The following is a 14,334-nucleotide window of genomic DNA, read 5'->3' as shown; positions in this document are numbered from 1 at the left end:
AGTTGAACTTTTATTGGCCATGATGACTAACCTCGTTATTGAATGGGATCGTGCACAGTGATCAAGCGACTACCGTCAGTAAAAACGGCTTCGACTTGAACATAAGGGATCATATCAGTGACGCCAGGCATCACATCTTCCTGACCTAATACTTGCCTGGCTTCTTCCATTACTTTTTCTAACGTTTTGCCTTCTCTGGCACCATCTAATGCACTGGCGCTAATAACTGCCACGGCCTCAGGATGGTTTAATTTCAAGCCTTTATCTTTACGCTTTAACGCCACGCTAGCCATCATGTAAATTAATAGTTTATCTGTTTCTCTCGGGGTTAGATGCATACCGCCTTCTCCTTAGCCTAGTCTGGTGTTCCACGCTTAAATCGACTGTTTTTTGTGCTTATTGAAATCATTTGTTTTATCGTTGTATTCAGGAATTAAGAGTAGTCAGTGATGGTGGATATGACCAACTTTATAAAAAAAAGCCCATTTTTCATCTAAAAAGGAGGAGCAATCCAAACGTTAACGATAATAGAAGTCGATATAATGTGTAGCTCTTCGTGGGTTAGACCCGCTATCTAACCTTACATAAGCTGATGTGCCCCTCCAAAAAAATGACTCGCCGTAAAACCTTGGCCTAAATTTTATGAGTGGTGTTAAGATTTGCTTGTGAATAGGAGCTATTTAAATAAGCCTTGATCTGTGCTTATTCAGACATAGACCCGAAGAACTTAATTTCTACATTTGTATAAAAATTTATAGAATGCGTTTGTTAGCAAATTACACTTTTCCCACAGCAAAATTATTGATGTCTCATCCTATTAATACCAAGATGCGACACTTTGTAACCATTACAGGCATTTCATTGATCTGCAGATAGAAACCCTTAAAATAAAAACTCACACAAAAATAACAATAAACACGCTTTCACTACATACGTTGTGCGAGTTTTAAAAGTGAGTACCTTATGAAAAAAACACTTCCTCTGCTACTTTGTCTTGCTTTAACTGCTTGTGGCGGAAGCGATAGTACTGAAACACCTCCGCCTCCAGTACAAGCGCCGAAGCTTCAAGCCGATGTCTGCTATATCATGTCTACAACTATGGGGGATATGACATTAGCGATTGATTTAACCAATATGCCTGTTACTGGCAATAATTTTAAAGATTACGTCGATAGTGATTACTACCCAGGAACACTATTTCATCGCAGCATAAATAACTTTGTGATTCAAGGTGGTGGCTTTAATACCGGCTTAGTCGCTAAACCAGGGAATGAACCGATTGTTAATGAAGCTAATGTTGGCATTAGCAACGAACGCGGCACCATTGCAATGGCGCGCACAAACGCTCCGGACTCAGCAACGACTCAGTTTTTCGTTAACGTACTCGATAATCCACAACTTGATGCATCAGGCTCAAATTATGGATACGCGGTATTTGGCAAAATTATTAAAGGGATGGATGTGGTCGATCAAATAAGCATTGTTAACACTGGAGTCAATGACGTACCTTTATCAGAAATATTGATTAATTCAGTTATTGAAACAAGTTGTGCAAGCAATTAAGCATAGCTAATCAGGCGTTCAAATATAAACTGATCGCCTCATTAATATCTTTTTTGGCTGTATTGAATCACTATCGTTAAGATTTTAATAACTCAATTTATCTCGATGAATAATCAAATATTTAATGAGACAGGGGGGAGTCCAGGGTCAGATCGCGAAGGATTTATGAACAATAAAATCTGATTTGACCTACCGTTCGAGCTGTGATCATATACTCTCTTTTTCTAGAGTCGTAATCATGACTGTCGACGCTTTTTCTCAACATTTTGCTGAACTTAAAGACCCCCGCCAATCAGCCAAAATTAATTATCCATTATTCGATATTTTGTTCCTGACCATATGCGCAACAATCGCGGGGCAATTGGCTGAGAAGATATTGAGAATTTTGCAGAAGCTCATTTTGGTTAGTTGCAGAGTAAAGGTATGTTTAAGCAAGGTATTCCTGCTCACGACACGATTGCACGAGTCATTTCTAGATTGGCGCCGAAAGAGTTTCAGCGCTGCATAAAAGTCGAAGAAAACTATCTCACAGCGCAGTGATGGTGAGTTAATAGCTATAGACGGCAAAGGTACGTGGCTCCTATGACCTGATGATAGGCAATCAACTGCGGAAAATGCTAGCGGAACATTGTCGTTGATAACGCCAGTACCGAACAGCGTCATGGACGAATAGAGGCACGAAAACATCATGTGCTCCCAGCAGAAATGTTAGCCGCTGATTTCCCTCAGTGAAAAGGTCTAAAAACTAATGCTGTAGCAATAAGTTATCGTCTTGAAAAGTCAGGTAAGGAATCGCTAGAGTATCGCTAGAGTATCGCTACCATATCAGCTCAGCGGAACTAACGCAGGAGCGTTTTGCTAATGCAGTAAGAGGGCATTGGGGGATAGAAAACAACTTACATTGGATATTGGATGTATCAATGAATAAAGAAGGGTGTCAGATTTATCGTGGTAACGCGGCTGAAAACTTGGCCTGCATTAAGCATATAGTGTGCGGAACAACAAAGAAAGCGAGTATTCGTCGGAAACAAAAGATTGCAGCGATGAATATCGACTATCTTGAGAAGCTATTTATCGCTGGTTGCAACGTTATGAGCAAAAAACAAACACTCATGATCTTGCCCTGTGGGTTAGGCAGCGTTGACTTGTCTTTGATTAGATATGGGTGCAAGCCTATCATGCATCACTTTTATCGTTTCAAATTGAATAAGCTTTTTAGAATCTGTTAACCGACACTCTGTCGACATGATCATCACTAATGAGGCTTGTAAACCAGACTCGATGACCATGACAAGTGCAGTATGTTCACTGGTTGTTAATTGAAATAGCTTACCCACTTCACTATAAACACATTGGTGTGAGACATTAAAAAACCAAGATTTAGGCATCTGCGGTTTTAATAAGAAATGTGCCGCGGTGGCATTCAATGCTATTTGAACTAATAGTGCATCGTTCAATGACAGTGACTTTGATAAACGGTCGACCAAGTCAATATAGAACTTAGCGTGTTCAACACTAAACTCCATTGTTTCTTTGGCATCTGGTATTAGGGACTTTAACTTATAGGGCGATAAAAACTCCATATCATCCCCTAACGAAACGCTTAATACTCCATGCGCTTCATTATATCCCCACTGCCAATCCCTTTTTGGCATTAATAACATAACGTTTACCTTTATTTAGATACAATTGGATAATAGATGATTATTTCATCAATATCAAAATAAATTTTTTTCGATATGAATTTAAGTGATTGAATAAAAAACGATCATTAAGATCTTGTTGAGATCGAAATGATCGTTTTACGACCGAATAATAGTATTAGATCGAATTCACATTATTTAATTCGATATGCTTCGACAATATCTTTAATTAATTTTGGCCCTTGATAAATAAATCCAGAATAAATCTGCACCATTTCAGCACCAGCATCTAATTTATCTAACGCATCTTCTGCGGCATTAATACCACCAACACCAATAATTGGAAGTTTACCTTTCAAACATTCAGCCAACTGCTTGATTACCAATGTTGACAATGAATTCAATGGCTTACCACTTAACCCACCCGCTTCATTAGCATTCAATAAACCGCTAACACCATCACGAGTTAGGGTTGTATTTGTTGCAATTGCAGCGTCAAACTCACTCTTAATCAAGGCTTCAGCTATCTTTTCGATCTCTTCACTTGATAAATCTGGTGCGATTTTTAGGGCGATTGGTACGTACTTACCATGTTTTTCAGCAAGCTCTTTCTGCTTTTCCTTTAGAGATCCTAAAAGATCATCTAACAGATCGCCATATTGTAACGATCGCAAACCAGGTGTGTTAGGAGAAGAAATATTCACGGCAATATAAGCAGAATATTGATAAACTTTATCCATACAGATCAAGTAATCTTCTTTGCCCTGCTCAACTGGGGTATCTTTATTCTTACCAATATTAACCCCAACCATTGCATTGGTTTTAACTGCTTTTAGATTTTCAACTAGGTTATCTACCCCTTTGTTGTTAAATCCCATGCGGTTAATAATTGCTTTAGCCGGTTTTAATCTAAAACAGCGTGGCTTATCGTTACCTGGCTGTGGACGCGGTGTTACTGTGCCAACTTCAATATGGCCGAAACCCATAGCATGAAATGCATCAATACATTCACCGTCTTTATCCATGCCAGCGGCAAGACCTACTGGATTTGGAAACGTCAGTCCCATCATAGTGACAGGCGCTGGCTTAATATTTTGCGCATAAAAGTAATTTAAAGGCGAATTACCCGTAGACTTTAAACTGCCGATAGCAAAATTATGCGCTAATTCTGGATCCATCTGAAACATGAACTTTTGTGCGATTTTATAAAACATGTTTTCTCCTAGACCGAAAAAAGCCCCAGCATCTGCCAGGGCTTCTGATTTAAATCAGATTACTTTTGACCTTCACAATGAAGGATCAAAAGATTAAGTTCACGTAAGGCTACAGAGAACTTTGCAAACTCATGGCTTTGCGAAGTCTTGAAGTCAGCAAGCATATGGAACCAGCGTTCCAATAGACTCTGATTTGATTCAATCCATTCTGAAATGATCTTATTCGCATCACAGGTTTCAGTGCAAGTTCTTAAAACCACAGAACTTAATGAACGCTGTTGCCAATCAAGCTCTTCTCTAAAGGCCGCTCTTGCTAATGCTTGCCAATGGTTAGTCACTGGTTGCGCACTGATTTGCTCAAGGAACCAGTGTAAATCAACACTTGCACCAAGCTTAAAGTACGTTTCAGCAACTAACGGTACAGGCTTACTTTCTAGAGCACAGATTTGTGCAATATCCAATGCCGAGAACAAGGTGCTGACATTCGCCACAACCATGGCCACATCTTCAGGCACACCTTCTTTGATCAATGCGTTCGATTCCGCTCGAATACCCTCAACCTCTTCATTGACCATATATTGATGTACGCTTTCTTTTAATTCATCAAATACAGGTTTAAAGAACTCAATTGTTTGTTCGATATTCAAGGTACGGTTGCGATGACGCAGGAACCAACGACTCGCACGACGGATATTACGGCGCAACTGATGTAACATTTCACACTGTACAACAGCTGGAATGACACCATTTAAATCAGTAATAGACTTAGTTAAATCAGCTAAACCAAATACTTCGCGAGCCATAGTATAACAAATGGCAGCTTCAGCTACTGAGGCACCTGTCTCATCTTGCATACGTTGAACGAAATTAAGTCCCATATCATTAACCAATTCATTGGCTAATGAGGTGGCTATAATTTCACCACGCAATGGATGCGATGCCATGTTGTCGATATACTTTTCTTGCAGCTGCTTAGGAAAATACTCAACTAAAAGCTGGCTCAAGAAGCTATCTTCAGTAATTTCTGACGTTAATAACTGCTCTTTCAATACCATCTTAGCGTAAGCAACTAGTACAGATAGCTCTGGACGAGTGAGTGACTTGCCGTTTACTAGACGATCAGCAAGCTCATCTTCATTTGGCAAGAACTCAAGTGCTCGGTCTAGCTTACCCTCTTTCTCAAGATGGTGAATGAAGCGAATTTGCTCTTTAAGCTGTTCTGCACCACGTACTTGCGTGACCGAAATCGTACGAGTTTGGTCTTTACAGTCTTGTAGCACAATACGGCTGACTTCATCAGTCATCTCTTCTAGCAAGCGATTACGCTGTTTAAGCGTCATCTCACCGTCAGCGACTAAGGCGTTAAGCAAAATCTTAATGTTAACTTCATTATCAGAGCAATCAACACCACCAACGTTATCAACAAAATCAGTGTTCATACGACCACCATTAGCGCAGTATTCAATACGGCCTAATTGGGTACAACCTAAGTTACCACCTTCACCAATAATTTTAGCTTGAACCTCGTTACCATTGACGCGAATCGCATCATTGGCGCGATCCCCCACTTCAACGTGAGATTCAGTCGTTGCTTTAACGTAAGTTCCGATACCACCATTCCAGATAAGATCTACCTGCATCTTCAGCAGTTCTTTCAGTAACTCAAGTGGTGCCATCGACGCTTTTTGCGTGCCCAGCATCTTCTTCATTTCCGCAGATAATGGAATTGACTTCGCAGAACGTAAGAATATGCCACCGCCTTTGGAAATTAACTCTTTGTTGTAATCTTCCCAGCTAGAACGTGGTAGCGCAAATAAACGCTCACGTTCAACATAGCTAGTCGCAGCGTCAGGATTGGGATCAATAAAGATATGCATGTGGTTAAAAGCAGCAACTAAACGAGTGTGCTTAGACAACAACATGCCATTACCAAATACGTCACCCGCCATGTCGCCAACGGCTAAACAGGTGAAATCTGTTGTTTGACAGTTAACCCCCATTTCGCGGAAATGACGTTTAACAGATTCCCACGCACCACGGGCAGTAATACCCATCTTCTTGTGGTCGTAACCATTACTACCACCTGAAGCAAATGCATCGCCTAACCAGAAGTTATACTCGATAGCAATTTCGTTTGCGATATCAGAGAAGGTTGCGGTGCCCTTATCGGCTGCAACAACTAAATAGGGGTCATCCTCGTCATGTCTCACGACATTCTCTGGTGCGACGACTTCACCATTAATAATGTTATCGCTGATGTCGAGTAAGCCACGAATAAATAAGCGGTAACACGTTTGCCCTTCGGCAAAGAATGCTTCACGGTCACCATCTGTAGGTAGTTGTTTACAAACAAAGCCACCTTTAGCACCAACAGGAACAATAACGGTATTCTTAACTTGCTGAGCTTTAACGAGACCTAACACTTCAGTACGGAAATCTTCACGTCTGTCTGACCAGCGCAAACCACCACGTGCAACTTTACCGCCACGAAGGTGAACACCTTCAACGCGTGGCGAATAGACAAAGATTTCATACTTAGGCAGAGGCTTAGGCATCTCAGGGATCAATGCAGGCTCAAACTTGAATGAAATGTATGCTTTAGGTAAACCCGCTTCAGCTAGCTGATAGAAGTTAGTACGACTGGTCGCATTAATTAAATCTAAATAGCGACGAATAATCCGATCGTCATCCAGACTGGATACGTCATCAAGGCGCAGATCAATCTGTTCAATAAACTTGTTTAATGTACGAGTCTTCAACTTAGGATTGAATTTACGGATGTACATTTTAACCAGCAGGTCGGCAATTTGAGGATAGCTAGAGAAGGTTTCCTCAATATAAGCTTGGCTAAATGTAGAGTCGATTTGACGCATATATTTAGCATAAGCACGCAGCACTGACACTTCACGTCCTGTCAGACCCGTAGCAAGAACCAAACGGTTGAAACCGTCATCTTCTAGCTCTTTTTTCCACACTTGCGATAATGCTGTTTGGAAACGTTCTTGACTATCGGCTAAATCATCAGTCGCCACATTTTGCGTAGTCATCAAGAAGTCTAAGATCCAGTATGTTGCACCATCTCCCGTTTTAACTTCATATGGTCTTTCATTAATAACGCGTAGACCGAAGTTTTCAAGCATTGGTAACACATCAGAAAGGTGGATAGGCTCGTCTTTGTGGAAAAGCTTTAAACGAACCTTATTATCCTTCAACGCAGTTTCTTGTGGCTGATAGAACAACATACCTAACTTATGCTCATCATCGAGTTCTTCAAGATGTTGAATATCAACTACTGATGAGCTCGGTAATACATCTTCTTTATAGCTACGTGGAAATGCATCTACGTAACGTTTAATTAAGCCATTGCCTAACTCTTCACCTTGAGCGCTGATCACCGCGCTCGCTAGTTTGTCTTCCCAAGAGCGAGCTGCTTCTGTCAAATTATTCTCAATCGCTGCCACATCGACGTCCATATTATTATTGTCAACTTTGATGATGTAATACGTTCTTGCCAACGTAGATTCGGAGAAATATGTTGTAAACTCAACATCTTCTGTACTATTAAAGTGTTGAGCAAGAATACGTTGAGTATCTTCACGTAATTTGGTGTTGTATCTGTCTTTTGATACATAAACGAGACAAGAGAAGAAACGGCCAAAGCCATCTTTACGGACAAACAATTTAAGCTTGTCACGATCTTGCATTTCAAGCACGCCGTGTGCGATAGAGGCTAATTGCTGCACACTTGCTTGGATCAACTCATCGCGTGGTAATGTCTCAAGAATATGCATTAATGCTTTATAATCATGAGAACGCGGTGTTAGACCCGAATTGTCCAATACTCGCTGTACTTTTTCGGCTAGTAATGGAATTTCACGAGGACTACGATTATAAAGATTCGATGCGTAAAGGCCTATGAATCTATCTTCTCCAACCACATTGCCTTGTTCATCGAAACGCTTTACACCGATGTAATCGACATATGCAGGTCGATGGACGCGGCTCTTTTCGCTGCTTTTAGTCAATACTAATAAGCTGTTATCAAGGGCTTCTTTACGGGCACTCTCAGAAAAACTAGAGAGTAATAATCCCGTTTCAGTTTTAGCTTTTGAAGACTTTGTCATCAAACCTAAGCTGGTAGACTTATCAGCGACTAACTCTAAATCGCCTTCTACTCTGCGTAGATCGTATCGACGATAACCCAGTAATGTTAGGTGATGATTATTGAGATAAGATAAGAAATTCTTAGCTTCACTAAGCTCTTCTTTGGTACCAGGATAAGGACGGTCGGCTAACTCTGCAATCGTATCACTGAGTTTTAACGACATTGCTTCCCAATCATTAACGGCGGCGGCAACATCACCTATCACTGACTCGATTTCTTTAGTCAGGGCTTTAATATCATCGTCACTACTTTGTCTATCAATTTCAATTAAGAAAACAGCGACTTTATCGACATTACCCTGTTCATTTGAGCTATAGCTAACGCGGGTCACCGCGCCATCTTTACGCTCAATCGCCATCGGCGTATGCAATATCATATGTGCCGTGATGCCCAATCGATTAATAGCCATGCCAACAGAGTCAACCAAGAAAGGCATATCTGGTTGAATAATTTCAATAATAGAGTGGCTTGACTGCCAACCATGTTTGGCTTGGCTTGGATTGAAGACTCTGATGTGACCTTCCCCGACGGAGGTCTTATTCAGGGCATTCCATTGACTCAAAACAGCGCCATATAAGTCACTGTCATTGCGCGCATTGAGGTCGTCTTTCGACATATGCGCATAGAGGCAAGTAGCGAACTGTTCTACTTGTTTAGCTTGTAAATTGGGTACTTTAGCGTGAATTAGGTTGACTACATTTTCGAGCAGTACTGAAGGCATTGCATCTTTCAAGGCCATGTTGCTATTTCCTTAGGGGTCTTTGGCAGCGCTTTTTAATTTTTATGGATGCTTATCAAACGGACCTGAGCCTTTTGTGTGACCTAGGTCATAGCGCGAAGTTTATTACTAAACTCACCATATTTCGAGAACTATTTTAGTGGTACATCCTCATTGAAATTAACCTAGCAGGGATTTAATTCACACTAATGACATATCAATCGCCAATAACGTGTTTTTATGCATAAAAAAAGAGGAGCCAATGCTCCTCCTTTATCGACTCTACTTGGGCTGCCGCCAAAACATGGCTGCTATTGCCGGCAATATAATTATTGCCCCCAACATATTCACTAAAAACATGAATGTCAGTAATATTCCCATGTCCATTTGGAACTTTAGCGCCGAAAAGAACCAAGTGCTTACGCCAATTGCTAAGGTTAACCCGGTAAAAATCACTGCGCTTCCACGCTCAACCAATGCCTCATAATAGGCTTGCTGTACTGGCATGCCATCTCTTAAGCGAACCGCCATGGTCGATAAGATATAAATACCATAATCCACACCAATACCCACACCGAGTGCTATCACCGGCAAAGTGCTTACTGCCAAGCCAATATCTAATTGAGTCATCAATGCCTGCGCTAACGTAGATACCACGTATAAAGGCAAAATCACCGCAATCGTCGCTCGTAATGATCTAAAGCTAATCAAACAAAGTAAAAATACCGCGCCGTAAACATAAAGCATCATAGGCAACTGAGCTTCAGCAACCGCTTCGTTAGTGGCCGCCATCACTCCTACAGGACCTGATGCTAATTTAAATTGAATTTTATCGTTGTTCATCTGCTGCTGCAGTTGATTAACTTTAGCAATGACTACTTCAATAGTTTCAGCTTTATGATCTTTAAGAAACAAGTAAACCGGCATTACTGAGCAGTCACTATTAAGTAGACCTGAAGTTGTTGGTACACGCCCAACAGCTTGCACCAAACTCGCCGTTGTACGCGGCAGTACGCTCCATTTAGGGTTACCTTCATTAAAGCCTGCATTAACGCGCTTAGCCACAGATGCGAGACTTGCTGTTGCTTCAACTCCTGGGGTATTACTGATTTGCCATTCAAAATCATCAATTTGAGTCAACACAGAATGATAAGTACAAGCTTCTGGGAATGCTTCAACAATAATCGTCATTACATCTGTGGTAATTGAAAACTTATCGGTAATAAAGAAGGTATCTTGGTTATATCTAGAATCAAGATGTAGCGCTGGTGCACCGCCTTGCAAATCACCAATCTTCATGTTGTTGGCCTGTTGAAGCCCTACGCCATAAAGGATCCCAGTTACAATCAACACCCACACCGCATATTTTGGCGTTGCAAATTTTGATAGTGTTAACCAGATTTTACTTGGAGTGTCACCTTGCTTGTCCTTGTTTGGCGTTACCCTGGTATAAGAGATAAGCAGCGGCAACAACATCAGGTTAGTCAAGATAATCACTGCCACCCCTAAAGATGCAGAAATCGCTAATTCTCTAATAATGCCAATATCAATGGCGAGTAGGGTCATAAAACCTATGGTGTCAGACAACAGTGCTACGCCACCTGGGATTAACAAACTTCTAAATGCCAATGCTGCTGCGGCCTTAGTCGTTTGACCGTCGGTCACTCGCCGTTTAACGGCGTTAATCATCTGGACGCTGTGGCTGACACCAATGGCAAAGACCAAAAATGGGATCAGTATCGACATAGGATCTAAACCAAAGCCGACCACGGTTAACAGACCTAATTGCCAAATAACCGCGATTAAGCTACACACTAACGGTAAAATGGTTAGCGCAACAGATTTAGAGAAGAAGTAAACCATCACAGCGGTGACCAAAATAGCGATTAAGAAAAATAACAGTACGCCTTTAGCACCGTCCGCCACATCTCCAGCCATTTTAGCAAATCCGATAATATGAACTTTGATTTCATCGGTTTCGTATTGTTCACGTAATTCTTTTTCAAGTTGCTCAGCAAAGGCTAAGGTATCAAGCGCTTCGCCTGTTTGCGGATCAAAATCCATCAGCTGTGCACTAACCATTGCAGCAGAATAATCTTCAGCGATTAATCGTCCAACAATACCGGCCTTCTCGATATTGCCGCGAACGACTTTTAAGCCCTGCTCTGTAGTAGAAAAGTCAGCGGGGATCACTGGCCCACCGGCAAATCCATCTTCCACTACCTCGGTAAATCTTGTTGAAGGCGAAAACAGAGATTTAACTTGTGCTCGGTCTACACCAGGAATAAAAAATAACTGGTCGTGTACGTTCTTTAATGCATCGAAAAAGTTGGGGTTAAAGATATTACCGCTGGTATCTTCAACCGCCACCATAATGCTATTTGCACCACCAAATTGCTTTTGATGCTTTAAATAAGTTTGCATGTAGCTATGGTTAAGCGGAATGTTCTTTACAAATGCCGCATCCATTTTCAGATTACTTGCTTGTAACCCTAAAAAAACCGTCGCGATCGCAAATAGAAATATGACAAAAGCTCTATGACGGAATAGATAAGATTCGAATCCATTAACTAATTTATCTAACATAGTAAGGTCCTATTATTTTTGTTCTAATTTGATGAGACCTTTATTACCGGCAACCCATAAGTTCCCTTCTGAGTCCTCGGCAATAGCGACCAAGTTTTCACCTTGTCGTTGCTCTACCAGCTGGCTGTCACCCTTTACGGAAATGTCGATAATGACACCAGCATTCCCCACAACCCGCAACGTATCCTCTCCGATTTTAAAGCCAGCATTAATGGTTGAGTCCACTGGTAAAGGCACTTTTTGCCAATTGACTAAGCTAAAATCAGAAGAAAAGACATTACCTCTAAGACCCATAACAAAAACGTTATTGCCTACTACGGCAGCGTTAAACAATGAACCTTCATAAATAAAGTCCTGTTTTTCCCAGCTGTATCCACGATCGGTCGATGTTGCAACCAAGCCAAGCTCACCGACCATAATCAAGGTGTCATCTGTTGCAGGAATAATTCGATTAAAGTGAGGCAGCAATGCACTGCGCTCAGAAAGATAGAGTGCTTCATCTTCTGCTTTTAACTCTTCAAGATAAGCCACATCCTCTTCAAAGAGTAATTCTTGATGATATTCACTATTCCAGGTCTCACCGCCATCTAATGTACGATAAAACAATCCATAAGCCCCTATCGCTACCCCTTCTTGTTCATTAAAAAATAAGATATCTAAAAAAGGTTTCTCAATCTTTTCTGACTGCATCTGTAACGTCCAAGACAGCCCTGCATCTTGAGTATGGAGAATGGTTGCGTCATGGCCGACCGCCCATCCCTTATTAGGCGTAATAAAAAAGGTTTTAGTCAATAAGACATTCGTTGGCGTACTAACTTGTTTCCAACTGTCTTGATAAACAAAGGCATGTCCTCGTTCGCCCACGGCAACCAAAGTTTTTTGATTATTTACGATATCTAAAACGAGAGAGTTTGCTGCAAGAGGTTGAATTTGTTGTTCTAACTTATTCTCTTGAGCCAATACGTAACTAGGCTGAATAAGACTTAATACACTCAATGCTGAGATAAATCGAAGCATGCTAAACGACATACAAACTTCCTTTAAATAGAGAGGGGCTTGCGCCCCTCTATTTTTGGGGTTAACGAATACCTGCGCGGCGCAATGCTGCTGGTGTGAAATTAGCTTCACTTAGCTTGGCATCGAAATCGTACATACGTCCTTCGTTATCTAGACCCATTGCAATATAACGACGTGATTGCAAATCGTGGAATACTTCTAAGGTACTCCACTGGGTAGGCACTTCGTAATAATTCAATCCATGAGCGACGGCTACACGATAAAGTTCATCACGATTATCATAAAGATCGGCAACAGAAACCTGCCATGAATCTTCATCGATATAGAAAGTACGAGCCTTATAGATATGACGCATGCCGTCCTTAAGCGTTGCTTTCACTACCCAAACACGATGCTTTTCATAACGGACAAACTCAGGATTGATATGACCCGGTGTAATGATTTGCTCATATTCAAGCTTGTCTGAGTGCAGCTTGTAGTCGTTATATGGGATATAAAGCTCCTGCTTACCCGCTAACTCCCAGTTGTATCGTACAGGCGAGCCGTTAAACATATCGAAATCATCTGTGGTTCTCAGGCCGTCAGACACGGTGCCAGGGGTATCAAAAGCAACGTTTGGCGCCTTACGTACTCGGCGTTGTCCGGTATTGTATGTCCAGGCTTGACGAGGCAGTTTTTCTTGATCCATTGTTTCTTTAACCAGTAACGCTGTCCCCGCTAAACGCGCCGGCTGAGTCACAACTTGTTTAAAGAAGAACAGAGTATTGTCTTTAGAAAGCTTATCTAGGGTCATTTCAGGGCGAGAATACTGAAAACGGATCTCTTCAGCAGTTTCAACCAAGGTATAACTCCCGCCAGCAGTCGGAGCCGCTTGACTACGAGAGGTTTTAATGTCGACGCCACGGAAACGAAGTACATGGTTCCAAATCACTTCTAGGCCATTTTCAGGCATAGGAAAAGGAATACCGACCGAGGCGCCAGTAATACCATTACCGCCGTCAATTAACTCGGCTCGGGTTGCATTATCTTTAGTCGCATCATATACAAACTGAGGTACAGATGCTGAGCGACGTGTTTGGTAAACATTCATCTTGAATGTTTCTGGGTAGAGTTCAAACAGCTTTATCTGACCATCAGATAGAAATTCTTTGTACTGATCTTTATTAGCATTAGTAATCGTAAATTCAATCTTGTCGCTTGGGAAAGGATCAGGGTGATGCATTCCCTTACTGTAACCCGCTACAGGTTTAGTTATACCACCATCCCACGCAGGAATAGAGCCGTCAGCGTTACCCGCTTTCTCACCACCTAACGGGGTCAATTCTGTGCCTAATTTTGCTGCATCTGCTTCAGAAACTTTAGCCAAAGCACTGGGTGCGCTTAAAGCAAACATCACTGCTACAGGCAATATCGCAAGTTTATTCATTG

Annotated in this window: 8 protein-coding genes and 1 pseudogene; 2 read left to right on the top strand and 7 right to left on the bottom strand. The window is 41.5% G+C overall.

Features of this window, described 5'->3' with window-relative positions:
* Positions 1 to 35 precede the first annotated feature (35 nt).
* Positions 36 to 338 carry an urease subunit gamma gene (locus ACVBIL_RS06490; RefSeq protein ID WP_447166166.1) on the bottom strand — a complete coding sequence of 101 codons (303 nt, stop codon included), beginning with the start codon at positions 336 to 338 and terminating at the stop codon, positions 36 to 38.
* A 625-nt stretch (positions 339 to 963) separates the two neighbouring features.
* On the opposite strand from ACVBIL_RS06490, the gene ACVBIL_RS06485 reads away from it, so the two are divergent.
* Both ACVBIL_RS06485 and ACVBIL_RS06480 read left to right on the top strand, forming a co-directional pair.
* Positions 964 to 1,563 carry a peptidylprolyl isomerase gene (locus ACVBIL_RS06485; protein WP_447166165.1) on the top strand — a complete coding sequence of 200 codons (600 nt, stop codon included), beginning with the start codon at positions 964 to 966 and terminating at the stop codon, positions 1,561 to 1,563.
* A 238-nt stretch (positions 1,564 to 1,801) separates the two neighbouring features.
* A pseudogene (locus ACVBIL_RS06480) lies at positions 1,802 to 2,645 on the top strand (ISAs1 family transposase); the annotation flags it as partial.
* Between the two features lie 48 nt (positions 2,646 to 2,693).
* Here ACVBIL_RS06480 and ACVBIL_RS06475 read toward each other — a convergent pair.
* The 6 genes from ACVBIL_RS06475 to ACVBIL_RS06450 form a co-directional block, all read right to left on the bottom strand.
* Positions 2,694 to 3,227, bottom strand: a complete 534-nt coding sequence (locus ACVBIL_RS06475; RefSeq protein WP_447166164.1) for a cell division protein ZapC — start codon at positions 3,225 to 3,227, stop codon at positions 2,694 to 2,696.
* Between the two features lie 173 nt (positions 3,228 to 3,400).
* Positions 3,401 to 4,420, bottom strand: a complete 1,020-nt coding sequence (pyrD, locus tag ACVBIL_RS06470) for a quinone-dependent dihydroorotate dehydrogenase (RefSeq protein WP_447166163.1) — start codon at positions 4,418 to 4,420, stop codon at positions 3,401 to 3,403.
* 59 nt (positions 4,421 to 4,479) lie between these two features.
* The gene (locus ACVBIL_RS06465; protein ID WP_447166162.1) at positions 4,480 to 9,324 is read right to left on the bottom strand and encodes an NAD-glutamate dehydrogenase; all 4,845 of its coding nucleotides are present in this window, start codon (positions 9,322 to 9,324) and stop codon (positions 4,480 to 4,482) included.
* Between the two features lie 261 nt (positions 9,325 to 9,585).
* Complete coding sequence (locus ACVBIL_RS06460) at positions 9,586 to 11,889, bottom strand: efflux RND transporter permease subunit (protein WP_447166161.1); 2,304 nt, start codon at positions 11,887 to 11,889, stop codon at positions 9,586 to 9,588.
* Between the two features lie 12 nt (positions 11,890 to 11,901).
* On the bottom strand, positions 11,902 to 12,918 hold the full coding sequence (locus ACVBIL_RS06455) for a WD40/YVTN/BNR-like repeat-containing protein (protein WP_447166160.1): 1,017 nt from the start codon (positions 12,916 to 12,918) through the stop codon (positions 11,902 to 11,904).
* 49 nt (positions 12,919 to 12,967) lie between these two features.
* Positions 12,968 to 14,332, bottom strand: a complete 1,365-nt coding sequence (locus tag ACVBIL_RS06450; RefSeq protein ID WP_447166159.1) for a DUF1329 domain-containing protein — start codon at positions 14,330 to 14,332, stop codon at positions 12,968 to 12,970.
* Positions 14,333 to 14,334: the final 2 nt, after the last annotated feature.

It is taken from the genome of Shewanella sp. 125m-7, assembly GCF_052977045.1.
This window is presented reverse-complemented; position numbering and strand designations above follow the sequence as displayed.

Excerpts from the sequence above, each read along its gene's own strand:
- ACVBIL_RS06490 (WP_447166166.1), bottom strand. The coding sequence starts at position 338 with ATGCATCTAACCCCGAGAGAAACAGATAAACTATTAATTTACATGATG.
- ACVBIL_RS06485 (WP_447166165.1), top strand. The coding sequence starts at position 964 with ATGAAAAAAACACTTCCTCTGCTACTTTGTCTTGCTTTAACTGCTTGT.
- ACVBIL_RS06475 (WP_447166164.1), bottom strand. The coding sequence starts at position 3,227 with ATGTTATTAATGCCAAAAAGGGATTGGCAGTGGGGATATAATGAAGCG.
- pyrD (WP_447166163.1), bottom strand. The coding sequence starts at position 4,420 with ATGTTTTATAAAATCGCACAAAAGTTCATGTTTCAGATGGATCCAGAA.
- ACVBIL_RS06465 (WP_447166162.1), bottom strand. The coding sequence starts at position 9,324 with ATGGCCTTGAAAGATGCAATGCCTTCAGTACTGCTCGAAAATGTAGTC.
- ACVBIL_RS06460 (WP_447166161.1), bottom strand. The coding sequence starts at position 11,889 with ATGTTAGATAAATTAGTTAATGGATTCGAATCTTATCTATTCCGTCAT.
- ACVBIL_RS06455 (WP_447166160.1), bottom strand. The coding sequence starts at position 12,918 with ATGTCGTTTAGCATGCTTCGATTTATCTCAGCATTGAGTGTATTAAGT.
- ACVBIL_RS06450 (WP_447166159.1), bottom strand. The coding sequence starts at position 14,332 with ATGAATAAACTTGCGATATTGCCTGTAGCAGTGATGTTTGCTTTAAGC.